This window comes from Pseudonocardia sp. CA-142604 (assembly GCF_050948475.1).
Classification (GTDB): Bacteria; Actinomycetota; Actinomycetes; order Mycobacteriales; family Pseudonocardiaceae; genus Pseudonocardia; species Pseudonocardia alaniniphila.
Map to the genome: position 1 here is coordinate 301,629 of NZ_CP192045.1, position 22,055 is coordinate 323,683.

A 22,055-nucleotide genomic window follows, 5' to 3' on the forward strand; every position below is an offset into this window, starting at 1 on the left:
CGCGATGGGCTGTGTCGGGAAGCGGTCGCCGAACGCATCGGCAGGCGCCCAGGTCGTCCGCTCCACCCGTTCCGGTCCCGGTCCTCGGGCAGGAGGTCGTCGCACTTCTTGCTTGCGGACCTGGACTCCGGCCGGTCCTCTCCGCCGATGTACCGAATGCTCCAGAGACCGGGCTGCTGTTCGTGCTGGTCCGGTGGAGGTCATGCCTGCAGTCAAGACAGCGGGGTGTTGTCAGCACGTATCCGGTTTTCGGTATGCCGACGATATGTCTCGGCTCGTAGCATCGAGAGCTTGTGCGTGTGTTGATCGTCGAGGACGAGCCCTATCTGGCAGAAGCCATCCGCGACGGGCTACGCCTGGAAGCGATCGCGGCCGACATCGCCGGTGACGGCGACACCGCTCTGGAACTGCTGGGCGTCAACGCCTACGACATCGCCGTCCTCGACCGCGACATCCCCGGGCCCTCCGGCGACGAGGTCGCCGGACGCATCGTCGCCTCCGGCAGCGGCATGCCCATCCTCATGCTCACCGCTGCCGACCGGCTCGACGACAAGGCCTCCGGGTTCGAACTCGGCGCCGACGACTACCTCACGAAACCGTTCGAACTCCGCGAACTCGTGCTCCGGCTCAGGGCACTCGACCGCAGGCGCGCGCACAACAGGCCACCCGTGCGGGAGATCGCAGGCCTGCGTCTGGATCCGTTCCGCCGTGAGGTCCACCGCGACGGGCGCTACGTCGGGCTCACCCGCAAACAGTTCGCCGTGCTCGAAGTCCTCGTCGCCGCCGAAGGCGGTGTCGTCAGCGCCGAAGAACTCCTGGAGCGCGCCTGGGACGAGAACACCGACCCGTTCACCAACGCCGTGCGCATCACCGTCTCGGCGGTGCGCAAACGCCTCGGCGAACCCGGGATCATCGCCACCGTGACCGGCGTCGGCTACCGCATCGACACCCAACCAGAGGCCGGGCACGAGGGAGGAGACCGTGGATAGAGACCCTGGTTTGAGCGTTCGTATCAAACTCGCCCTCAGCTACGCCGGATTCCTCATGCTCGCGGGTGCCTTGCTGCTCGCCGCTGTGGCGGTGTTCCTCATGCGATACCGGCTGGTGGCGAGGGACGTGATGGACGTGGTGATCGCGCCCCCGGGCACCTACCTCCTGCGGGCCTTCGCCCCAGCGGCAATGTCAGTGATGGCGCTCCTGCTGGCGTTCGGTCTCGCGGGAGGCTGGGTCCTCGCCGGTCGCATGCTCGCACCTCTGACGCGTATCACCGATGCCACACGAATGGCCGCGAACGGATCGCTCTCCCACCGAATCCGGCTACCGGGCCGCAGAGATGAGTTCCGCGAACTCGCCGACGCCTTCGACACCATGCTCGCACGACTCGAAGCGCACGTCGCCGAACAGCAGAGATTCGCAGCCAACGCCTCCCACGAACTGCGCACTCCATTGGCGATCACGCAGACACTTCTCGACGTCGCCCGCAACGATCCGAAACGCGACGCCGGTGAACTCGTCGATCGACTCCACGTCGTCAACACCCGAGCGATCGACCTCACCGAAGCATTGCTCCTGCTCAGCCGCGCCGGCCAGCTGTCGTTCACCCGAGAAGACGTCGACCTGTCTCTCATCGCGGAAGAAGCCACCGAAACACTCCTCCCCTTCGCAGAAGAACGCAGCCTCACCATCGAGACCTCCGGCGACCTGGCCCCCACCATCGGCTCACATGCGCTCCTGCTGCAGATGACCACGAACCTCGTGCACAACGCGGTCGTCCACAATCTGCCTGGACAAGGAACCGTGTGGGTCACGACCAGCGTTCACCCCGAAAGTGTGGTGCTCACCGTCGAGAACACCGGCGAGAAGCTCACACAGGAGTTGATTTCCACGCTTGCCGAGCCGTTCCAGCGCGGCACCGAACGCATACACACCGATCACGCAGGTGTGGGCCTCGGCCTGGCAATCGTCAAAAGCATCACCCAGGCACACGACGGAACCCTCACTCTCACCCCCCGGGCCGCCGGCGGGCTTCGCGTCACGGTGCAACTACCCGCCGCGCCACCGCGCGCTCGCAGATGCGGCTGACCGTGGGCTGTCCGACCCTCCGCATGACGCTCCGTCGGGTCGTTCCCCTGGTCCCCAAAGCTCATGGCCTCCCGTGTAGCCCTGGCAGTTGGTCTCCGCTCGTTCGCTCCGCAGTCTCGGTTCCAGTCTCGTTCACCTGTGTACGTCGGTGTTCGGGCTCGAACGACATTGAGGGTCACCCCGGGGGGTGGGCAAGGTCGGACCGCGCTGAACCGTGCTGTGCAGACTTGGAAAGCGTGTTGGGTTCACGCCCTCGCGGGTTCGAATCCCGCATCCTCCGCTCTCTGAGCAGCACGAACGCCCGGTCACCGCACCCGCGGGGCCGGCGTTCGTCTTCGGTTCCCGGCTCAGTCGACTCCAACGCCTGCGCGCGAGACTCGTCGGAACGGCGCAAACCCCGTCTGTGCCAGGTCGCGCAAGGCGCGGTCCCCCACCCGGCCGAGTCGTCGCGGCGAGCCGGGGACAGAGGCGCGGTGTCGGTCATCGGCATTACCGTCAACTACCGCGCTTGCGTGGAGACGTTCCGCAAGGAGGAGAACACGTGACAGCCGCACGAGTACTGGTGGTCGGGCTCGATCCCGCCAAGATCGAGGGCTGGGACCCGAAGCCGGTCCAGGCGGCGATAGCACGCGGACGGGCCCGTTTCGACGATCACGATTTCGACGCCGACTGGTGCCTGGTGACGCTCGACGAGAACCCCGAAGGGGCGATCGTCGAGGCGCTGACCAGCGGAGACTACGGCTGTGTGGTGATCGGAGGCGGCATCCGCAGTCACGAGCCGCTGCTTGAGCTCTTCGAGAAGGTGATCAACCTGGTCCGGCAGCATGCACCCGCCGCAGCCATCGCCTTCAACAGCACCCCCGAGGACTGCGCTGACGCGGCTCTGCGGTGGTTGCGCTGACCCAGGGCAGCCCTACGCCCACACTTCCGACGTACGGGCCTGACCAGCGGCGCGGGCCGGGGGAGCCGCCGTTGGCCCCTGCTGACCAGGGCTTGTTGCTGTGCTGTTGCTGCGTCCCATCCCCTTCCCCTGAGAGAGCAGTACAGCACGACGAGATTATGCGGTGGCATTGAGTCGCAGAAGGATGAGTAGAAGAGAAAGTCGACAAGGTCTGCGTCGGCGGTAATATTGACGGTGTCTGGCTCGTGGTGGCGAATAGTGTAGGTATTTGCCATCGTGGTTAGGCCCCGCATCAGCGTCGAAATGTTATGCAAGCTCCAGCTCGGGCGAGAGTTCTGCAACGATCGCAGCAACCGACTTCTTCTTATTTCCCTCGACCCGGGAAGCCTTGATTCTCTCGTATGCATCCACTAGGTGACACAGGCCGTTCCATCTGCTGGTGACGTCTGGGAACGGAATTCGACAAGCGCCATCCGGACTAACGCAGGCCGGCTCGAATTCGTGACCGAGCCCGTGGGGCGTGGCCGATCTCAAGCGCACGAATGGGGAGCAGGCCCTATCCCGAATCGGTGGGCTGGCCCCCACCTGTCGGGGGACTGCCCTCTGGTTCCGCGCCGGGAGGTCGCCAGGGTTGGGGACGCAGCAACAGCGAGATGTCGGAGCGGCATCTCCACCACCCCTTACCCGAAGGTATCTCATGAAACTGAAGCGCATGGCCACCAGACTTGCCGCTGGATCACTGCTGGCCGGAGGCCTGGCCCTCGCAGGCAGCACCGGAATCGCACTCGCCGACACCCCCTTGCCGGCACAGCAGCAGAATGCGGCAGTATCAGCAAAGCAGCCGGGTGCGGTGCCGGCGGCGGCCTGCTTCACCCGGGACGGCTCCGCGCGTGACGGTCGGCGCGTCGGAGCCAACCCCATTCGATTCGACTATCCCGACAGCCCGTACGTCGGTGCGCGCTACGACAGCTGCCAGGGGGTTGTCCGAATTCACTTCGGCGGCTACGTGTCAGGCGTCACCCATTACAACGTGAGAGTGAATGGTAGCCAGGTCGAAACCCGTGCGGGGGAGGCCCTTCTCATGACTCGTCAGGTGGGTCCGGGTGGGCCGGTCTCCATCGATGCTCAGGCGTGCACGCGCGGTAGGATCATCACCCCTGTCCCCGGCTTCCCGCCGATCAGGGAGCGCTCCAGCTGCACCCGCTTCTCGCCGCTCGTCACTGTGCAGACCCGCTGACGGTGCAGGGCCGGAGCCGAAGGGCCACTGTGTGGGCGGGGAGCAGCGTTCCGGCGCTTGCCTCCGCCCGTCACATGCGCAAACCATCTCCTGGTCCGGGACGGAGCCGGGCGAGAAACAGCCCTGACACTGAGTCCCGGACCTACGGGGTATGTGCCTTCATCCGGTGGCAAGGCGAGGCCGCGGCGGCTACCGCCACCGCCGGACTACGTCGACGAGATCCCGGGTTACTGCCCTGCCCGCCGACAGGTGCGAGGCGAGACGGACGAGACGAAGTCCCGGGCCGGCCGCCGGGCGGTCGGCCTTCCGGCCGAGCTGTTCGAGCTGCTCAAGAAGCACCGAGTAGAGCAGGACGCGGAGTGCGCGAAGGCTGCTCAGCTCTGGCGGAATCTCGGCTACGTGTTCGCCACGACCGGTGAGCCGATCAACCCCAGCACCGACTATCACCAGTGGAAGCGACTGCTGGCCGATGCCGGGCTGCGTGATGGCCGGCTGCACGACGCCCGGCACACGGCCGCGACAGTGCTGCTGATCCTCGGTGTGCCAGAGCGTGCCGTCATGGGCCTGATGGGTTGGTCGACGACGGCGATGGCCGCTCGGTACCAGCACATCTCCAGCACCGTTCGGGACGACGTGGCCAAGCGTGTCGGGGGTCTCATCTGGGGGCCGACAGCGGCCGACTGAGACTGGAACAACGCCGACCGGTACCCGGGCTCGTGAGGTCGTCGGTGTCGTCGATACCGATGAGCAGGTCGACTGAGACTGAAGCCGAACGCCCGGAGGCCGCTGCTGCGGGCCACCCGGGCGTTCGTGCTGTTCACGCTGGCGGAGGATGCGGGATTCGAACCCGCGAGGGCGTGAACCCAACACGCTTTCCAAGTCTGCACTGCAACGTTCATGGGCAGCCAATCCTGGTTGGGCCGGCGGCCATCCAGCCGGAGTGGCCCAGGCCGAACACCCCCGGACGCTACTGAACGAGACTAAAACTGAGACTGCTCCGTCGTGATCGTCGTGCTCCTTCGAGGGTCTGCGGTCGTCCACATGGTGTCCGCTGCCGACGGATTTACAGAGCGCTGGCATGTGCTGTCTGACCTGCGGCGAAAGGCCGATCCCCTGGTTTGCGTCCGTGCAGGGTCCGTCCGCGCGGGTCGTTCCTGCCCTCGCGCGCGGGGTCCTGGTCGCCCTTCCCGGTCTCCGAGGCGGTGCCGGGCGCGGGCGGAGCCCGCAGTTGGCGGCCACACTTTTCGACGTTAACAGAAACCGCTCAAAGACCAATATTTTCGACAGGTAGTCGAACCGCTAATGCTCAAGCTAATGGCAGAAGCCAAACCGTGCGTGACGCGAATCTGCGCTTAGCATGTGCAAATGAAGTGCGCGGAAGGGGGGTGGAATGCAGCTTCGAGCGGGCGACGGCCGGGACGGCCGCAGCCCGCCACCGCGGGCCTGTGGATCTTGACCGCTCGCAGCGCTCCGGCCCTGCGCGCCGTAGCCGCACAACTGTTCGGGCCGACCGGAGTCGCAGCTTCAAGAACGTGCGCGGTGCACATCCACAACGCGTCACCCGTCTTCATGGCGTGATGTTTTCGCGCCCGCCCGGTGACAAGTTTCAGGCGCACGACACTAAGGGAGTCCATGAGCGTCACGCATGCCGATTTCGTGCTTACCGAGAAGCTGGGGGTCAACACCGGCCCGGCAGTGATCCGAGAGGCCCTCTACGCGCAGCGCAGCAGGTTCATCGCGACCCTGAGGTCGTTCGGCCCATCGGAGTGGGCAGCCCCTTCACGTTGCTCGCTGTGGTCGGTGCACGACGTGGTACGGCACCTCGCCGATGCGGCAGAGTTCAACATCGGTCGGCTCACACGGGGCAGCCTCGACCGCTTCACGAGGTACGGGCCGTTCGATAGCCGCACGACACCCGCCAAGTGGCTGGCGGACACGGCGGGGCAGGAACCGCAGGAGACGCTGGAGATCCTGGCCCGACGGTCCGACGAGGAGTACGCGGGCTTCGCTCGCCGCATCGAGGGCAACCACCAGACGCTCATCCCGGGAGTTACGGGCCGCCCGAACCACTGGTCGGTGCGTTCCTTGCATACCTATTGGGACGCCTGGCTGCATGAGCGGGACATCGCGATTCCTTTCGGTGTCGACACCCGGTCCAGCGACGACGAGCTGCGGCTGATGGCGGCGTACGCGCTGCAGCTCGCCACCACGTTCGGCGGTGAGCATTTGCGTGCATCGCTGTCGCTGCGCGGCGGTCCCGACGTGGCCTACCACATCGACGGCGATCCTGACGACATCAGCGTTGCCGCCGGGACGAGCCGTCCCCCGGACGTGGTCGAGGGCGATCTTGGTGCGGTGCTCGACAGTCTCGCGGGCCGAGGTCCAGAGCCGGCGGCCGTCCTCACGGGGCCGGCCGACATCGTGGAGCAACTGGCTCGGCAGCGGAGTCTTATGCTGCCCCAGCAGGGGAGTCCCGGTCCCGGTCAAGGTGCGGCCCGGTTGGATCCTTGCAAGATGTAGGTCCTCTGGGCGGTGCGTAGGACCGGAGATACCGATTGCCTGCCTACGCGCTGCGGGAGCCACGAACAGCCTGCTGACGAGTGCCGACATACCACCCGATGACAGCGACACCTCTCCGAGGATCCGGTTTGGTCGGGCTCAAGGACCGGGTGGAGGCTTTGGGCGGCTGGCTCTGGTTGCAGAGCGCCCCCGGCGCCGGCACCACGGTGAAGGCCGAGCTCCCGCTGGGCCCAGCTGGCGGGCTCTCCATCTGACAAGCCGACACCGTGACCATCCCGACCTCAAGTGAGCGCCACCGTCCCGCACCCGTCGCCTGATCTCCGAGGCGATGCCGGGGTGTGTGGCGGAGCCCCGCGTGTTCTGGTCGCTCGATCCGACGCCCGAGTGCCGGGCCATCTCAGAGGTTCTGGCCTACTCCGTACCCGGGTAGCCGGCCACGCGCGCCGCCGGAGGCAGCGCACTTGATCCATTCAAGACAGATTCAGCAGCAGTCGCACGTTTTCGAGGTCTGTGAGAGTGCGATCAGCAACAACCGTGCCCGGTCATCGTGCAGGTCAACGACCACCCTTAGCCTCGACGATCACCAACATCCAGCACTGTTTGGTCCGTAGCAGATCCGAGTTTACGTGTTATGAGGTGCTGAATTTGTCGACGAATTTGATGGTTCGCCCATCCGGGACGGCTGCGAGGAGTTTCCGTGCTGTTGGCGTCTGGCGTGATGGAGGGCTGATCTCCGATCTGCGTAAGTGGCGGGACGAGACACCGGATGCGCTTGCGATCAAGGCGTATCGCGCCGACGGGGAGCCGGTACAGATCGATTACGGCGAATATGCGCGCCGTGTCGAACGGTTCGCGGGTGCGTTGTACGAGTTGGGGGTGCGGCCGGGGCAGGTGGTGGCGTGCCAGTTGCCGAACTGGTGGCAGGCGCAGGTGCTGCTGCTGGCGGCTGCGCGGCTGGGCGCGGTAGTGGCGCCGATCATGACCACGATCGGTGCGCGGGAGTTGGAGCGGATGCTGGATCGGTTGGACGCAAGTGTGTGTGTCACGGTGGACGAGTGGGCTGGGTTCGCCTACGCCGCGGCGTTACGGGAGATCGCTGCGCGCCTGCCACGGCTACAGCATCGGGTCGTGATCGGAAGCCCGGCTGAGGGGGAGATCGAGTTCGAGTCGTTCTTCGAGGCGACGGCGTGGGAGCAGCGTCATCCCGTGGCGCTGGACGACATGACCGAGGATCCGGATCGGGTCGCGATGGTGCTGTTCACGTCCGGCACCACGGGGGAGCCGAAAGCTGCGCTCCACACGCAGAACACGTGGTACTCGACGACTTCCGGCTTGAGCGAAGCCTTGGAGGTCACGCACCAGGATGTGATCTTCACCCCGCATTCCCTGATGCATGCGATGGGACAAATCTACTCTCAGATGTCCTTGCTGGTCGGCGCGTGTAGGGTCCTGCTCGATTCATGGTCGGGCGAGCGGGGCCTTGCGGTGCTCGCCGACAGCGCCACGACGCAGTTCTCAGGCGCACCGTCGTTCGTTTACGACTTGATCGCAGCCACCGATGGTGCACCCGCCCTGCCGGCGCTTCGTGTGATCGCCTGTCACTCCACGACCGTGCCGAAGCCTCTCGTCGCCGAGGTGGCGGCTGTCTTCGGGGTGACGTTGCGAGCCGGATGGGGCATGACCGAGGTTGGAACCTGCACCCGGACCCGTGCCGATGATCCGGCGGACTGGGCTGCATACAGCGACGGCCGCCCCCTCAGGGGTATCGAGCTCGATCTGCGCTCGGACACCGACATTACGAAGGACCAGCCTGCGCGGCTTTTCGTGCGGGGTGGCGGGGTGTGCTTGGCGACGGTGGGCCGCGATTCCGGAATGCTGACGGTCATCGCCGATCACGACGACGGCTGGTATGACACGGGTGATCTTGCGGTGCCAGACGGGCGTGGCGGGATCCGGCTGATGGGCCGCGTCAGCGACCGGATCGGTGGAGTGTTCATGATCCCGGTCAACGACGTGGAGTCCGAGCTGCTTGATCATCCCGCCGTGTCGGATGTCGCCCTGGTCGGCTACCCTGACGGTCAGGGCGGAGAGCTGGCATGCGCGGTAATCGTGCCGGCGACGACACCGCCGGTCGCCTTGGATGAATTGCGTAGATGCCTTTCCGACAAGGGCATGACCGATTGGTTCCTGCCGACCCGCCTGGAATATCTCCAGGAGCCGCCGCGCAACGGCAGCGGCAAGGTGCGCAAAGAGCTGCTCCGGCGCTGGCTCGCGAGCGGGGCCGACATCCCTGAAATCACGAGAGCGGCGTCGTCCTGATACTTCCGGTCCGGACAAGACGCAAGGCCTAGGCGCTCTCGTCGCGTGCACGATTGTCGTCGAGGTTGTCCCCTCGGGGTGCTCGTCCGCGTGTCGCTGCGTGCGATCAGCGGCGGTGTTCGCGCGGCGTTGCTGCGGCGCAGCTGCTCAGCCGGGAACTCGTCGGTGTTGTCCAGAAACGCGAGCACACGTGGTGGCCGAAACTGCCCGTGAACGTCGGCGCCGCGGGCGGGCACGCTGTGGGTGCGCCGGGGGCGTCTTCGGCCGAGGTATGAGCACGGGTGTGGTGAACCGTGCGGCAAATCGCCCGGTTTCTGTCCCGCTCGGCGACAGGTGCGGGGCGAGACGGACGAGACGAAGTCCCGTGCCGGGCGTCGTGCCGTCGGTCTACCGTCGGAGTTGGTCGAGCTGCTCAAGCGTCACCGACCGAGCAGGACACGGAGAGGGCGACAGCGGCTCAACTGTGGCGGGACGCTGGCTACCTCTTCGCCACCCCGACCGGTGAGCCCATCAACCCCAGTACCGACTACCACCAGTGGAAGCGGCTTCTGGCTCGGGCTGGGCTGCGTGACGGTCGACTGCACGACGCCCGCCACACGGCCGCGACGGTGCTGCTGATCCTCGGCGTACCGGAGCGGGCGGTCATGGGGCTCATGGGCTGGTCGACCACAGCGATGGCGGCTCGGTACCAGCACATCACGAACACTGTGCGGGACGACGTAGCCAAGCGTGTGGGCGGCCTGATCTGGGGTCCGCCCGAGGTCGACTGAGACTGCAGCTGAAGACGAACGCCCGGGCCCCGCATGCGCGGGTGACCCGGGCGTTCGTGCTGCTCAGAGAGCGGAGGATGCGGGATTCGAACCCGCGAGGGCGTGAACCCAACACGCTTTCCAAGCGTGCGCCATAGGCCACTAGGCGAATCCTCCGTGTCGAAGCATAGCCGGGTCGCTCGCGCCGCCGACGTCGGCACTACACTCCTCCACGGACCCCGCGCGGCGTCCATCCTGTGAACTCCCCCAGGGCCGGAAGGCAGCAAGGGTCAACGGGCTCTGTCGGGTGCGCGGGGTCCCCTCATGTCCGCATGTGGCTTCCCCCGCGGCCCCCTGTCGGTGCCGGTCGGTAGCCTCGCGGCTGTGGCGCTGGCTCTGTACCGCAAGTACCGCCCGGCGAAGTTCTCCGAGGTGGTCGGGCAGGAACACGTCACCGATCCCTTGAGCACGGCGCTCGCCGCGGGCCGCATCAACCACGCCTACCTGTTCTCGGGTCCCCGTGGCTGCGGCAAGACGTCCTCGGCGCGCATCCTGGCGCGGTCGCTCAACTGCGAGCTCGGGCCCACGCCCGATCCGTGCGGCGTCTGCCCGTCGTGCATCTCACTGGCGCCGGGCGGTCCGGGCAACATCGACGTCACCGAGCTCGACGCCGCGTCCCACGGCGGTGTGGACGACACCCGCGAGCTGCGCGACCGCGCCTTCTTCGCCCCGGCGGAGTCGCGCTACCGGGTGTTCATCGTCGACGAGGCGCACATGATCACCACGCAGGGTTTCAACGCCCTGCTCAAGATCGTGGAGGAGCCGCCTGAGCACCTGGTCTTCGTGTTCGCCACCACGGAGCCCGACAAGGTGCTGCCCACCATCCGCTCCCGCACCCACCACTACCCGTTCCGGCTCATCCCGCCCGGCACGTTGCGCAAGCTGATGGAGCGGATCTGCGCCGACGAGGGCGCGGTCGTCGCTCCCGCCGTCTTCCCCCTGGTCATCCGGGCGGGAGGTGGCTCGGCGCGCGACTCGCTGTCGGTCCTCGACCAGCTGCTCGCCGGGGCCGGACCGGAGGGCGTCACCTACGAGCGGGCGGTGGCGCTCCTGGGAGTCACCGACGTCGCCCTGATCGACGACGTCGTCGACGCGCTGGCCGCGAGCGATCGGGCGGCCGTGTTCGAGGCGGTCGACAGGCTGGTCGAGGCCGGGCACGACCCTCGCCGGTTCGCCGCCGACCTGCTGCAGCGGCTGCGTGACCTCACGCTGCTGCAGGCCGTTCCCGAGGCGGCCGAGCGCGGGCTGGTGGAGGCCGCCGACGATGAGCTGGCGCGGATGATCGAGCAGGCCGGCAAGATCGGGCAGGCCACGCTCGCGCGGTACGGCGAGATCGTCCACACGGGGCTCACCGAGATGCGGGGTGCCACGGCGCCTCGGCTGCTCCTGGAGCTCCTGTGCGCGCGGATGCTGCTCCCTGCGGCCACCGTCGCCGAGCCGGGGCTGCTGGAACGTCTGGAGCGGCTCGAACGGCGCAATGCGATCGCGTCGGCTCCGCTTCCTGCGGACGAGACGGGCGCCGAGCCCCTGGAGCCCGTTGAGGGCCGCAGGCGGTTCCAGCGCCCGAGCGAACGGTCGGAGCAGCCCGCCGGAGCACCGCCACGGGGAGGGGACGACGGCCGGGTCGGACGGCCGCCTGCCACTGCGGCGGCCCAGCGCGCCACCGATCCGCGAGGCGAGCCGTCCGCTGAGCCCCCTGGCCCCGTCGAATCCCAGGGCGGAGCACGCCCGGGTGCTAGTCCGCGGGGCGGGGCGGCGGCCGAGCGCGTCCGCAGCGATCCACAGGGCGGCGAGCGCGCAGCCGCTGATCCACGGCGCGAGGCCGCGGGTGGGCACGCCGGCGTCGATTCCCGTGGCGGTGCCGCTCAGCGCCCAGGTGGCGACGAGCCCGCCGCCGCGCGCCGCAGCACGGATGGAGCCGGTCGGCGACCGGGCACCGGCGGCGCCTCTCACGACAACCCCGGCCGGGCGGCGTCCGACGGCGCTGGATCGAGAGCGGCAGCCGTTCCGGACGACTCGGCGTCCCGCTTCGACGGTGGTGCCCCCGTGCGCCCGGCCGCACCCGCGGCTGCCGCCCCACTCGACGCCGCTGCTGTGCGGCGAGCGTGGCCCGAGGTGCTCGCGGTCGCCAAGGAGCGCAAGAAGCGCACGGCCGCGCTGCTGGTCAGCGCCACCGTCCGGGCGGTGGAGAACGACACCCTCGTGCTCAGCATCGGCACCGCGCCGCTGGCTCGGTTGCTCTCCGAGCAGAGCAACACCGAGGTGATCGCCGAAGCGCTGCACGCAGTGCTGGGCGTCTGCTGGCGGGTGCGCTGCGAGCACGGCGACGGGCCCGCGGCAGCGCCGGCCGCATCCGGTGGCTCACCTGCGGCCGCCTCCTCCACACCGGCACCGCAGCGTCGCCCCGTTCGCCCGCCGCCGGTCCGTCGGTCCACCGCTCCTGACGACGGCGTGCCGCTTCCGCCCGAGCCTCCGGACGAGGAGCCTCCGCCCGACGACGAGGAGTCGATGATCGCCGAGGCGGCCGCCGAGCCCACGGAGGCTCCCGTCGAGCGCCGCGACCCCGAGGAAGCGGCGATCGAGTTGCTCAGTGCGCAGCTGGGCGCCAGGGCGATCGACCACCGCTGACCGGCGCAGATAGCCACGCCGCGGTGGTCAGCGGCTGGTTCGTCCCCCCGTGTCCACGCCGGTCGGGTGGTAGTGCGGGCCGATGGGTGGGTGGCGTCTACGCCGAACGTAGGGTCGGTTCCGTGAGCCCCGGACAGGTTCGGACGGACGTTCTCGTCGGGCTGACAGCCGACGAGGTGGCGGAGCGGGTCGCGACCGGTCGCACCAACGACGTGCCGGCCCGGGCGAGCCGCAGCGTCGCGGAGATCGTGCGGGCCAACGTGTTCACGCGGTTCAACGCGATCGTCGGTGTGCTGTTCGTGATCATCCTGGTGATCGGCCCGATCCAGGACGGCCTGTTCGGCTTCGTGATCGTCATCAACACCCTGATCGGGATCGTGCAGGAGCTGCGGGCCAAGCAGACGCTGGAGCGGCTGGCCGTCATCGGTGAGGCCCGCCCCCGGGTGCGGCGCGACGGTACGTCGGTCGAGCTGTCTCCCAATGGGGTCGTGCTCGATGACGTCATCGAACTCGGGCCCGGTGACCAGGTCGTCGTCGACGGCGTGGTGCTCGCCTCGGAAGGGCTCGAGCTGGACGAGTCGCTGCTCACCGGGGAATCCGACCCCGTGCACAAGCAGGTGGGCGACCAGGTGCTCTCCGGGAGCTTCGTGACCGTCGGCACCGGCGCGCAGCAGGCCACCAAGGTGGGCCGCGAGGCCTATGCGGCGAAGCTGGCCGAGGAGGCCAGCCGGTTCACGCTCGTCGAGTCCGAGCTGCGGTCGGGCATCAGCCGGATCCTGAAGATCGTCACCTATCTGATGGTGCCTGCGGCGGCGCTGATCATCTGGAGCCAGCTGCGCACCGAAGGCACCGACGTCGACGACGCGGTGCGCGGGATGGTCGCGGCGCTGGTGCCCATGGTGCCCGAGGGGTTGGTGCTGCTCACGAGCATCGCGTTCGCGGTCGGGGTGATCCGTCTCGGCAGGCGTCAGTGCCTCGTGCAGGAGCTTCCGGCGATCGAGGGCCTCGCCCGCGTCGACGTGGTGTGTGCCGACAAGACGGGCACGCTCACCGAGAACGGCATGCGGCTGGCCAGGGTGGAGCCGTTCGGCACACGGGACGGGTTCCTGCTGAGCGGGCCACTCGGTGCGCTGGCTGCCGCCGACCCTCGACCCAACGCGAGCCTGGCGGCGGTGGCGGAGGCGTACGAGTCGCCGGGCTGGACGGTGTCGGCGACGGCGCCGTTCTCGTCCGCGCGCAAGTGGAGCGGTGCGAGCTTCAACGGCAACGGCAACTGGGTGCTCGGCGCGCCTGACGTGCTCCTTCCGGAGGGCAGCCCCGAGCGTGCGGAGGCCGAGCGCGTGGGCGCGTCGGGCCTGCGCGTGCTCCTGCTCGGCCGCTCCGACGGCGCGGTCGACGCGGTGACGGCGCCAGGCACGGTCGAGCCCGTCGCGCTCGTCATCCTCGAGCAGCGGGTGCGGCCCGAGGCGGCCGACACGCTGGCCTACTTCGCGGCGCAGCGGGTCGAGGTCAAGGTCATCTCCGGGGACAACGCGGTGTCGGTCGGTGCGGTGGCGGCTTCGCTGCAGCTGCCGCAAGCCGAGGCGCCCGTCGACGCGCGCCGGCTCCCCGAGGACCGGTCCGAGCTCGCCGGTGCGCTCGAGCACGGCACCGTCTTCGGCCGGGTCACCCCGGGACAGAAGCGCAACATGGTGGGCGCACTCCAGTCCCGCGGGCACACCGTCGCGATGACGGGCGATGGTGTCAACGACGTGCTCGCGCTCAAGGACGCCGACATCGGGGTCGCCATGGGCTCGGGCAGCCCGGCCACGCGGGCCGTTGCGCAGATCGTGCTGCTGGACAACTCGTTCGCGACGCTTCCGCACGTCGTGGCCGAGGGCAGGCGCGTGATCGGCAACATCGAACGCGTCGCGAACCTGTTCCTCGCCAAGACCGTCTACTCGGTGCTCCTGGCGATCCTCATCGGGTTGGCCGCGGTGCCGTTCCCGTTCCTGCCACGCCACCTGACGCTGATCGGTTCGTTGACGATCGGCATCCCGGCGTTCTTCCTCGCGCTCGCCCCGAACACCGAACGCGCCCGTCCCGGGTTCGTCCGCCGCGTGCTGCGGCTCGCGGCCCCGTCGGGAGTGGTTGCGGGCGTGGCCACGGTGGTGACCTACCTGCTCGCCCGGTCCGACGACACGGCCACGGCGGTCCAGCAGAGCACCGCCGCGGTCGTGACGCTGTACCTCATCGCCACCTGGGTGCTCGTGGTCGTCGCCCGACCGTTCGAGTGGTGGAAGATCGTGCTGGTCGCCGCGTCGCTGGCGGCGTTCTGCTACGCGCTGTTCCTGCCGGTGCTGTTCGGGCAGGCGTTCTGGCAGCTCGACCCCGGGGACACCTCGACGATGGTGCTGGCCGTGGTCGTGGCGGTGGTGGGTGCGGCGCTGGTGGAAGTGGCGGCGCGCATCAACCGTCGGATGGAACCTGCACCCACCACGGCCTGAGACCCGACGCCTCAGCGGGGCAGGTTCAGGAAGGCCAGCACGCCCTGCGCCAGAGCCGCCGCGTAGCGGGCGCGCCCCTCCTCGCTGGACACCACAGCCGCCTCGTCGGGGTTGCGCATGTTGGCGCACTCCACGAGCGCGGTCGGGCGGGTGGCCAGGCTCAGCCCGGCCAGGTCGGAGCGCGGGGAGAGCCCGTCGCGGCCGACGTAGTTCGAATCCGCGAACCCGGCGGCCCGCATCGCGTCGCGAAGGCTGACGGACAGCTCACGTGCCGGGCCCGCCTGAGCCGGGTTGAGCGGCGGGTCGGAGAACGCCACGTGGAAGCCGGTGTCGCGGGAGGCAGCGCCGTCGGCGTGGATGGAGACGACGGCGTCGGCGCCGGCAGTCTCCCCGGCCCGCCCGCGCTCGTCGACGCACGGCCCGACACCGTCGTCGTCCGTGCGGGTCATGACGACCCGGACGCCGGCGGCGGTGAGCTGCTGCGCGACGCGCGAGGCGACGTCGAAGGTGAAGGCGTGTTCCGGGTACCCGGCGTTGGTCTGAGTTCCGGTGGTGTTGCAGGGCTTCGTGCCCCCGCGCCCGTCGGGCACCTGCCGGTTGATCTCCGCGGAGTTCCGGGAGTTGCGGCCGTTGTGGCCGGGGTCGAGCACCACCACGGGCGGATCGGCAGCCGCTGGTGCCGACGTCAGGGGCGGCGCCGCGACGGCAGCCGCGGGCAACCGCGGAGGGGTCGCGCACCCGCTCCCCACGGCTGTCAGCCCTGACAGCACGGCTCCGAAGAGCAACAGGCGAGCGATCCGCACGTGGTCAGCGTGACACGGACGGCCGATGCGGACCCGCCTGGGAGCGTCCACCGGTCGTGGAGGCGTTAGCCTTTTGGCCTGAGCCGGACGCGCTGGACGCGCCGGGCACGACGTGCGAGGAGATCGCTGTGCAACCCGGTCAGCCCGATATGCAGATGATCCTGCAGCAGGCACAGAAGATGCAGGAGCAGCTGATGGCCGCTCAGGCCGAGCTGGCGGAGGCCGAGGTCGTCGGCCAGGCAGGCAACGGGCTGGTGCAGGTCACCAGCACGGCTGCCGGCGAGGTGCGCTCTGTGCGGATCGACCCGAAGATCGTCGACCCCGACGACGTCGAGACGCTGCAGGACCTCGTCGTCGGCGCGCTGCAGGACGCTGCGCACAAGGCGCAGGAGCTGCAGGCCGAGAAGATGGGACCGCTGGCCGGTGGCTTGGGCGACGCCGGTGGCTTCGGCCTTCCTGGTCTCGGCTAGCCGGTGTTCGAGGGACCGGTCCAGGACCTGATCGACGAACTGGGCCGGCTGCCGGGTGTGGGACCGAAGAGCGCCCAACGGATCGCGTTCCACCTGCTCGCAGCCGACCCCGTCGACGTGTCGCGCCTGCAGGACGTGCTCCAGAAGGTCAAGGAGGGCGTCCGCTTCTGCGAGGTCTGCGGCAACGTCTCCGAGCGGGAACGATGCCGGTACTGCTCCGATGCGCGCCGTGACCCCACGATCGTCTGCGTCGTCGAGGAACCGAAGGACGTGCTCGCCGTGGAGCGCACCCGCGAGTTCAAGGGGCGCTACCACGTGCTCGGAGGGGCGCTCGACCCGCTGGCCGGCGTCGGTCCGGACGGCCTGCGGATCCGGGAACTGCTCGCCCGCCTGGGTGGCACCGGCCCGGCCCAGGACGAGGGCGAGATCGCCGAAGTGATCATCGCGACCGACCCCAACACCGAGGGCGAGGCCACGGCCACCTACCTGGTGCGGCTGCTCCGCGACTTCCCGGGCCTGTCGGTCACCCGACTGGCGTCCGGCCTTCCCATGGGTGGCGACCTGGAGTTCGCCGACGAGCTGACGCTGGGCCGCGCCCTGTCCGGCCGTCGCACCCTCTGAGTCGGGGGGTCCTACGGCGGCGCCGGTGCTGCACTGCCCGGCACCGCCGTGGCGCGATCACCCCCCGGGATCGCACCGCGTCAGTCGTCATCCCACTGGGGGTCGTAGTCGTCGACGCCGTGGTACTCCGGTTGGCGAGCCTCCCAGTTCCGCCGCCGTTCCGCCGCGACCTCTCGCCATGACGGGGCCTGCGCGACGTCGACGATCCCCACGACGATCGCAATCACCACGATGAGGGCGACCCCGCCCACGATCACAGCGATCATGGCGACCACCTGCCCAGATGGACGGCCACCCCGCGGGCGCTGCTGCTGATCTTTGTGTTCGACATTCCCATCGAGTCCCTTCTCGGTGTGCAACTCGTTCCGGCCGGCTGCCGGACATCAGTGGTCCCGGGATTCGCACCGGGACGGGACGCGGCGCTCCGGGTGGCGGAGCGGACATCGCGTCGAGCACAGGACTGGAGAGGCAGGCGTCGGAAGGTGTTCACGGCGGCCTCCTCTCCGGGGATGCCGCAGACGGGTGTGGCGAGTACCACATCCGACCTACGGATGCTTAGATTGCCTGAAGACAGTGCGTCATGCAATTGCAGGGAGCGTGTTGGCGCATTGATCACCCGCACGTAGCAGTGGTGGACCCGCGATCAGGAGAGGCATGGCCGCACCGCAGAGCCCCATCGGCTCCCGCCGTCGACTAGGAGCCGAACTTCGGCGTCTCCGTGGCAAGGCCGGGCTGACGCTCGACGAGGTTGCGGACCTGATGACCTGCTCCACGTCCAAGATCTCCCGTCTGGAGACGGGGAAGGGCATCCCGAAGATGCCCGACATCCGCGAGTTGATACGGATCTACCGCGTCACCTCCGACACCGAGCAGGACATGCTGCTCCGCCTCGTGCGCGACGGCAGGCAGCCGGGGTGGTGGGAGCCCCTGACCGAGGGGGTACACCCGGAGCGGTTCGTGCTGGACAACCCGGGTAGGTATGCGGCGTTGGAGAACGACGCCGCGGTGATCCACTCGTTCGACGTCACGCTGGTGTTCGGGCTTCTACAGACGGCGGACTATGCCCGCACGGTCATCTCGACGCTTCTGCCGCACCACTCCCCGGAGGAGATCGACCGCCTCGTGGAGCTGCGCCTCAAGCGGCAGGACGCCTTGCGCCGGACCAGCCCGCCCCCGCTAGAGCTCGTCGCCGTGCTGGACGAGGCGGTTCTCCTGCGGAAAGTCGGGGGAAGGGCCGTCTGGAAGGCGCAGCTCGAGTACATCATCGAGATGAGCGAGCTGCCGACCGTGTCGGTGCGCGTGTTCCCGTTCGAGTTGGGTTTGCTCCGTGCCCACTACGGACACTTCGTGCTGCTCGAGATCCCCGACGAGCTGGGGTCTGATGTGGTCTACATCGAGGGGCACGCGGGCGAGACGTACCTCGACGCACAGTCCGAGGTGGACCGGTACAAGGACGTCTTCGCGGATGTCCTCCAGTACGCCCTCCCCCCGCATGAGTCGCGGGAGACCATCGCTCGATACCTGTGACTCACGGTCGATTGCTGGGCCATCCGGTGCTGAGGGCATGTGCTTCGCTCTCGGGGGATGCACGGTCGGGTATGCCGGATAGCACGCTGAACCCAGCCAGTGCTTAAATCCGCCTGTCTACGCGGCTACGCCGCTGCTGACCTGCTGCGTTTCCAAAAATTCTCGACTGGGTGAGCCCCAAGATCAACACTGGAGAGTGGAGGGCAAGATGACCGGCGTACGCCGTACCGGCGAGGACTCGACTCTCGTTGTCGGTACAACCCACCGCTCCCCCAGGAAGGCCCCAGCACCAGTGATCGAGTACCAGATCAGCAGCTACTGCAATGGCGGCGGCTGCGTCGAGGTCGGGCGGACGCCCGGAGGTCCTGTCGTGGTTCGCGACAGCAAGGACCCCGAGCGCCGGGCCTCGCTCGTCTTCACCGCCGAGGAGTGGACGGCGTTCGTTGCCGGGGTGAAGAACGGGGAGTTCGACCTGGCCTGAGGGCGCCGCAGCGCGTCTGAAGCGAGGGCCGTATCGGCGATCCTGCCGGGACGGCCCTCGCTGCATGTCTGTGGCAGACCGCGGCTGCCGCGAAGCCGGTGTGTCCGCAGCTTGGCCCAGAGCGCATACGACTGGCCCTTCCGCTCCATAGGCTCGTACGAACGCGCCGCTCGTTCGGCGTTCTTCACGCTGCGGGACGGTATCCGGGAGCGCACCCCCGCTGCAGACGGTGTCCGGCTGCGCGCGAGCCGTAGCCCAACCGTGACTCGAACATCTACCGATCGGTATCGCGGCCCATTACGTTCGGCATCCCCGCCCTTTACTGTTCGCGGGTCCAACCCGAAGAGGTGATGCCCGCATGAGGTCAGCTGCCCGACGACTCGCGGCCGTGTTCGCGGCTGGAGCGCTCGCCGTCACGCTCGCTGCCTGTGCTCAGTCCGAGCGGGAAAACGGAGCTGCCGAGGGTGGGTCCGGCGCCACCGGCGGCACCCTGGTGTTCGGAGTGCCGGGGGCGCCCGACAACTTCGACCCGATGTTCGCCCAGGACGGCGAGACGTTCCGGCCGGTGCGGCAGATGTTCGACACGCTGATCACCTACAAGCTGGGCACCTCTGAGCTCGCACCCGCGCTGGCCCTCGAGTGGACGCCGAACGCCGACTTCACCGAGTGGACCTTCAAGCTCCGCCAGGGCGTCAAGTTCCACGACGGCACCGACTTCAACGCCGAGGCCGTCTGCTTCAACTTCAACCGCTGGGTGAACCTGCCGAATGCTGCCGCACAGGCGCAGGCGGTCTACTACAGCGACACGTTCGAGGGCTTCACCAACAACCAGGCGAGCGCCACTGCCACGCCCGTCTACAACTCGTGCTCCGCGCCCGACCAGTACACGGCCGTGATCAAGCTGAACCGCGCGAAGGGTGCCTTCCCGGCGGCGTTCGGTCTCACGTCGCTGTCGATCTCGAGCCCCACCGCGATGCAGCAGTACAACGCCGACCAGATCGAGCAGAGCGGGGAGGCCTTCACCTACGGCCCCTACGCCACCGAGCACCCCACCGGCACCGGTCCGTTCAAGTTCGAGAGCTACGACCGCACGGCCAACGTGATCACGCTCGTGAAGAACCCCGACTACTGGGGTGAGCCCGCCAAGGTCGACCGCCTGATCTTCCGCGTGATCCCGGACGAGAACGCGCGCAAGCAGGAGCTGCAGGCCGGCACGATCGACGGCTACGACTACCCGTCGCCCGCCGACTGGGAGTCGTTGAAGGGCAGCGGCTACGACGTTCTCGTCCGCCCGGTGTTCAACATCCTCTACCTGGGGATCAACCAGAAGAACAACCCGGCGCTGCAGGACGTCCGAGTCCGCCAGGCGCTGGCCTACGCGATCGACCGGGAGTCGCTGGTGCGCAACCAGCTCCCCGAGGGCGCCGTGGTGGCCAGCCAGTTCCTGCCGGAGACGGTGGCCGGCTACGCGAGTGACATCCAGCCGATCCCGTACGACCCCGAGCGCGCGAAGGCGCTGCTGGCCGAGGCCGGCCAGTCGAACCTCACGGTCAACTTCTACTACCCGACCGAGGTCACCCGGCCGTACATGCCGAACCCCACCAACATCTTCACGGCGATCCAGGAGAACCTGCGCCAGGCGGGGATCACGGTGAACGCGGTGCCGCAGCCGTGGAACGGCGGTTACCTCGACTCCGTCAGCGTCAACGGGGTGCACGACCTGCACCTGCTCGGGTGGACCGGCGACTACAACGACGCCGGCAACTTCATCGGCACGTTCTTCGGCCGCAACAAGCCCGAGTTCGGCTTCACCGACCCGGCCCTCTTCCAGGAGATCGCGACCGCCGACACCACGTTCGATCCGGCGGGGCACGCCGCGGCGTACGAGCAGGTCAACCGAGACCTGATGACGAAGTACCTGCCGGCCGTCCCGCTCAGCAGCTCGCCGCCCGCCATCGTCGTACGGGAGAACGTCACGGGTCTGATCCCGTCGCCGTTGACGGACGAGCGGTTCTACACGGTCAGCAAGGGCTGACCCCGCCGACCCCGGGTGGCGCCGCCGACGATGTCGGCGCCACCCGGGTTCCCCATGCGCCGCCGTCGGTAGCACCCGCGGCGTCATATACGAGCGTTACACCAGGAGAGGGGACATGCTGCGATTCGTGTCGAGGCGCCTGCTACAGGTGATCCCGACGCTTCTGCTGCTGTCACTGCTCGTGTTCGCGTGGCTACGTAGCCTCCCCGGCGGTCCGGCGTCAGCGTTCCTCGGCGACCGCGCAACACCTGACCGGGTCGCCGAGCTCAACCGTGTCCTCGGCCTGGACCAGCCGATCCTCGTTCAGTACGGCCGGTTCCTCGGGCGTGTGCTGACCGGTGACTTCGGCACGTCGTCGATCACCGGTGAGCCGGTGATGGCCGAGATCGGGCGTGCGATGCCGGCCACCATCGAGCTGTCGGTCGCCGCCCTGCTCATCGCTGTGCTGCTCGGCATCCCGCTGGGCTACCTCGCGGCCCAGCACCGGGGCCGGCCGCTCGACGTCACCACCGTGATCGGCACGCTCGTCGGCGTCGCGGTGCCGGTGTTCTTCCTGGGCTACCTGCTCAAGGCCGTGTTCGCGGTGCAATTGGGCTGGTTCCCGCCGTCCGGCCGCCAGACGGTCGGTCTCGACGCCACGAACGTCACCGGCTTCGCGGTCCTCGACGGGCTGCTCACCCGGGAATGGGACGCGAGCTTCGACGCGCTCGGCCATCTCGTGCTGCCCGCGGTTGCACTGGCCACGATTCCGCTCGCCGTGATCGTGCGGATCACGCGGGCGTCGGTGCTCGACGTGTTCGGTTCGGACTTCGTGCGCACCGCCAACTCCAAGGGCCTCGCCCCCGGCACCGTGCGCAGCCGCCACGTCCTGCGCAACGCGCTGCTTCCGGTGTCCACGACCATCGGCCTCCAGGTCGGCCTGTTGCTCGCCGGGGCGGTACTCACCGAGAAGGTGTTCGTGTGGGGTGGGATCGGCACACTGCTCGCCGACGCCATCACGCTCCGGGACTACCCGCGGCTGCAGGCGTTGCTGCTGCTGGGGGCGCTCGTGTACGTGCTGGTGAATCTGCTCGTCGATCTCTCCTACGCGATCATCGACCCGCGGGTCCGGCTCTCATGACCAGAGTTCTGGCAGC

19 protein-coding genes, 1 tRNA gene and 1 other RNA gene are annotated in these 22,055 nt (G+C 68.5%); 18 read left to right on the forward strand and 3 right to left on the reverse strand.

Annotated elements, in window-relative coordinates; translation table 11 throughout:
* Positions 1–293: 293 nt before the first annotated feature.
* The 9 genes from ACQPZQ_RS01475 (at position 294) to ACQPZQ_RS01515 (ending at position 9,829) form a co-directional block, all read left to right on the forward strand.
* The gene (locus ACQPZQ_RS01475; RefSeq protein ID WP_433291210.1) at positions 294–989 is read left to right on the forward strand and encodes a response regulator transcription factor; all 696 of its coding nucleotides are present in this window, start codon (positions 294–296) and stop codon (positions 987–989) included.
* A complete protein-coding gene (locus ACQPZQ_RS01480) occupies positions 982–2,082 on the forward strand; it encodes a sensor histidine kinase (RefSeq protein ID WP_433291212.1) in 1,101 nt (366 codons plus the stop codon). Before ACQPZQ_RS01475 ends, ACQPZQ_RS01480 begins: the two co-directional genes overlap by 8 nt.
* Before the next feature lie 541 nt (positions 2,083–2,623).
* On the forward strand, positions 2,624–2,983 hold the full coding sequence (locus ACQPZQ_RS01485; RefSeq protein WP_433291214.1) for a hypothetical protein: 360 nt from the start codon (positions 2,624–2,626) through the stop codon (positions 2,981–2,983).
* A gap of 697 nt (positions 2,984–3,680) precedes the next feature.
* Complete coding sequence (locus ACQPZQ_RS01490) at positions 3,681–4,220, forward strand: hypothetical protein (protein WP_433291216.1); 540 nt, start codon at positions 3,681–3,683, stop codon at positions 4,218–4,220.
* 153 nt (positions 4,221–4,373) lie between these two features.
* Complete coding sequence (locus tag ACQPZQ_RS01495; protein WP_433291219.1) at positions 4,374–4,904, forward strand: tyrosine-type recombinase/integrase; 531 nt, start codon at positions 4,374–4,376, stop codon at positions 4,902–4,904.
* A 948-nt stretch (positions 4,905–5,852) separates the two neighbouring features.
* Positions 5,853–6,740, forward strand: a complete 888-nt coding sequence (locus tag ACQPZQ_RS01500) for a maleylpyruvate isomerase family mycothiol-dependent enzyme (protein WP_433291221.1) — start codon at positions 5,853–5,855, stop codon at positions 6,738–6,740.
* A 128-nt stretch (positions 6,741–6,868) separates the two neighbouring features.
* Positions 6,869–6,994 carry a hypothetical protein gene (locus ACQPZQ_RS01505; RefSeq protein WP_433291223.1) on the forward strand — a complete coding sequence of 42 codons (126 nt, stop codon included), beginning with the start codon at positions 6,869–6,871 and terminating at the stop codon, positions 6,992–6,994.
* Positions 6,995–7,385: 391 nt separating this feature from the next.
* Positions 7,386–9,059 carry an AMP-binding protein gene (locus tag ACQPZQ_RS01510; protein WP_433291225.1) on the forward strand — a complete coding sequence of 558 codons (1,674 nt, stop codon included), beginning with the start codon at positions 7,386–7,388 and terminating at the stop codon, positions 9,057–9,059.
* A gap of 293 nt (positions 9,060–9,352) precedes the next feature.
* The gene (locus tag ACQPZQ_RS01515; protein ID WP_433291228.1) at positions 9,353–9,829 is read left to right on the forward strand and encodes a tyrosine-type recombinase/integrase; all 477 of its coding nucleotides are present in this window, start codon (positions 9,353–9,355) and stop codon (positions 9,827–9,829) included.
* Between the two features lie 71 nt (positions 9,830–9,900).
* Here the strand turns inward: ACQPZQ_RS01515 and ACQPZQ_RS01520 are convergent.
* Positions 9,901–9,985, reverse strand: a tRNA-Ser gene (locus ACQPZQ_RS01520).
* Positions 9,986–10,039: 54 nt separating this feature from the next.
* Between ACQPZQ_RS01520 and ffs the strand changes: the two genes are divergently transcribed.
* From ffs to ACQPZQ_RS01535, 3 genes are all read left to right on the forward strand, one after another.
* An RNA gene (gene ffs / locus ACQPZQ_RS01525) (signal recognition particle sRNA small type) lies at positions 10,040–10,134 on the forward strand.
* A gap of 58 nt (positions 10,135–10,192) precedes the next feature.
* The gene (locus ACQPZQ_RS01530; protein ID WP_433291230.1) at positions 10,193–12,496 is read left to right on the forward strand and encodes a DNA polymerase III subunit gamma and tau; all 2,304 of its coding nucleotides are present in this window, start codon (positions 10,193–10,195) and stop codon (positions 12,494–12,496) included.
* Between the two features lie 122 nt (positions 12,497–12,618).
* Entirely contained in the window at positions 12,619–14,982 is a 2,364-nt protein-coding gene (locus tag ACQPZQ_RS01535; protein WP_433291232.1) for an HAD-IC family P-type ATPase, read from the forward strand.
* Between the two features lie 11 nt (positions 14,983–14,993).
* Here ACQPZQ_RS01535 and ACQPZQ_RS01540 read toward each other — a convergent pair whose 3' ends face one another.
* The gene (locus ACQPZQ_RS01540; RefSeq protein ID WP_433291234.1) at positions 14,994–15,785 is read right to left on the reverse strand and encodes an N-acetylmuramoyl-L-alanine amidase; all 792 of its coding nucleotides are present in this window, start codon (positions 15,783–15,785) and stop codon (positions 14,994–14,996) included.
* A 149-nt stretch (positions 15,786–15,934) separates the two neighbouring features.
* Here ACQPZQ_RS01540 and ACQPZQ_RS01545 point away from each other — a divergent pair, with 149 nt between their 5' ends.
* Complete coding sequence (locus tag ACQPZQ_RS01545) at positions 15,935–16,255, forward strand: YbaB/EbfC family nucleoid-associated protein (RefSeq protein ID WP_241040552.1); 321 nt, start codon at positions 15,935–15,937, stop codon at positions 16,253–16,255.
* A 3-nt stretch (positions 16,256–16,258) separates the two neighbouring features.
* Positions 16,259–16,876, forward strand: a complete 618-nt coding sequence (gene recR / locus ACQPZQ_RS01550) for a recombination mediator RecR (RefSeq protein WP_241040461.1) — start codon at positions 16,259–16,261, stop codon at positions 16,874–16,876.
* A gap of 80 nt (positions 16,877–16,956) precedes the next feature.
* Here the strand turns inward: recR and ACQPZQ_RS01555 are convergent, their stop codons facing one another.
* The gene (locus tag ACQPZQ_RS01555) at positions 16,957–17,142 is read right to left on the reverse strand and encodes a hypothetical protein (RefSeq protein ID WP_241040462.1); all 186 of its coding nucleotides are present in this window, start codon (positions 17,140–17,142) and stop codon (positions 16,957–16,959) included.
* A 388-nt stretch (positions 17,143–17,530) separates the two neighbouring features.
* Here ACQPZQ_RS01555 and ACQPZQ_RS01560 point away from each other — a divergent pair, with 388 nt between their 5' ends.
* The 4 genes from ACQPZQ_RS01560 (at position 17,531) to ACQPZQ_RS01575 (ending at position 22,039) form a co-directional block, all read left to right on the forward strand.
* Positions 17,531–18,403, forward strand: a complete 873-nt coding sequence (locus tag ACQPZQ_RS01560) for a helix-turn-helix domain-containing protein (protein WP_433291237.1) — start codon at positions 17,531–17,533, stop codon at positions 18,401–18,403.
* Between the two features lie 208 nt (positions 18,404–18,611).
* The gene (locus ACQPZQ_RS01565) at positions 18,612–18,884 is read left to right on the forward strand and encodes a DUF397 domain-containing protein (RefSeq protein WP_433291240.1); all 273 of its coding nucleotides are present in this window, start codon (positions 18,612–18,614) and stop codon (positions 18,882–18,884) included.
* Between the two features lie 358 nt (positions 18,885–19,242).
* Positions 19,243–20,919 carry an ABC transporter substrate-binding protein gene (locus ACQPZQ_RS01570; RefSeq protein ID WP_433291242.1) on the forward strand — a complete coding sequence of 559 codons (1,677 nt, stop codon included), beginning with the start codon at positions 19,243–19,245 and terminating at the stop codon, positions 20,917–20,919.
* Positions 20,920–21,034: 115 nt separating this feature from the next.
* Positions 21,035–22,039 carry an ABC transporter permease gene (locus ACQPZQ_RS01575; RefSeq protein WP_433291244.1) on the forward strand — a complete coding sequence of 335 codons (1,005 nt, stop codon included), beginning with the start codon at positions 21,035–21,037 and terminating at the stop codon, positions 22,037–22,039.
* The last annotated feature ends 16 nt before the right edge of the window (positions 22,040–22,055 follow it).

Bases quoted from the DNA above. Each gene is read 5' to 3' on its own strand.
- ACQPZQ_RS01570 (WP_433291242.1), top strand. From the start codon at position 19,243: ATGAGGTCAGCTGCCCGACGACTCGCGGCCGTGTTCGCGGCTGGAGCG.
- ACQPZQ_RS01500 (WP_433291221.1), top strand. From the start codon at position 5,853: ATGAGCGTCACGCATGCCGATTTCGTGCTTACCGAGAAGCTGGGGGTC.
- ACQPZQ_RS01560 (WP_433291237.1), top strand. From the start codon at position 17,531: ATGGCCGCACCGCAGAGCCCCATCGGCTCCCGCCGTCGACTAGGAGCC.
- ACQPZQ_RS01545 (WP_241040552.1), top strand. From the start codon at position 15,935: ATGCAGATGATCCTGCAGCAGGCACAGAAGATGCAGGAGCAGCTGATG.
- ACQPZQ_RS01555 (WP_241040462.1), bottom strand. From the start codon at position 17,142: ATGATCGCTGTGATCGTGGGCGGGGTCGCCCTCATCGTGGTGATTGCG.
- ACQPZQ_RS01490 (WP_433291216.1), top strand. From the start codon at position 3,681: ATGAAACTGAAGCGCATGGCCACCAGACTTGCCGCTGGATCACTGCTG.
- ACQPZQ_RS01575 (WP_433291244.1), top strand. From the start codon at position 21,035: ATGCTGCGATTCGTGTCGAGGCGCCTGCTACAGGTGATCCCGACGCTT.
- ACQPZQ_RS01565 (WP_433291240.1), top strand. From the start codon at position 18,612: ATGACCGGCGTACGCCGTACCGGCGAGGACTCGACTCTCGTTGTCGGT.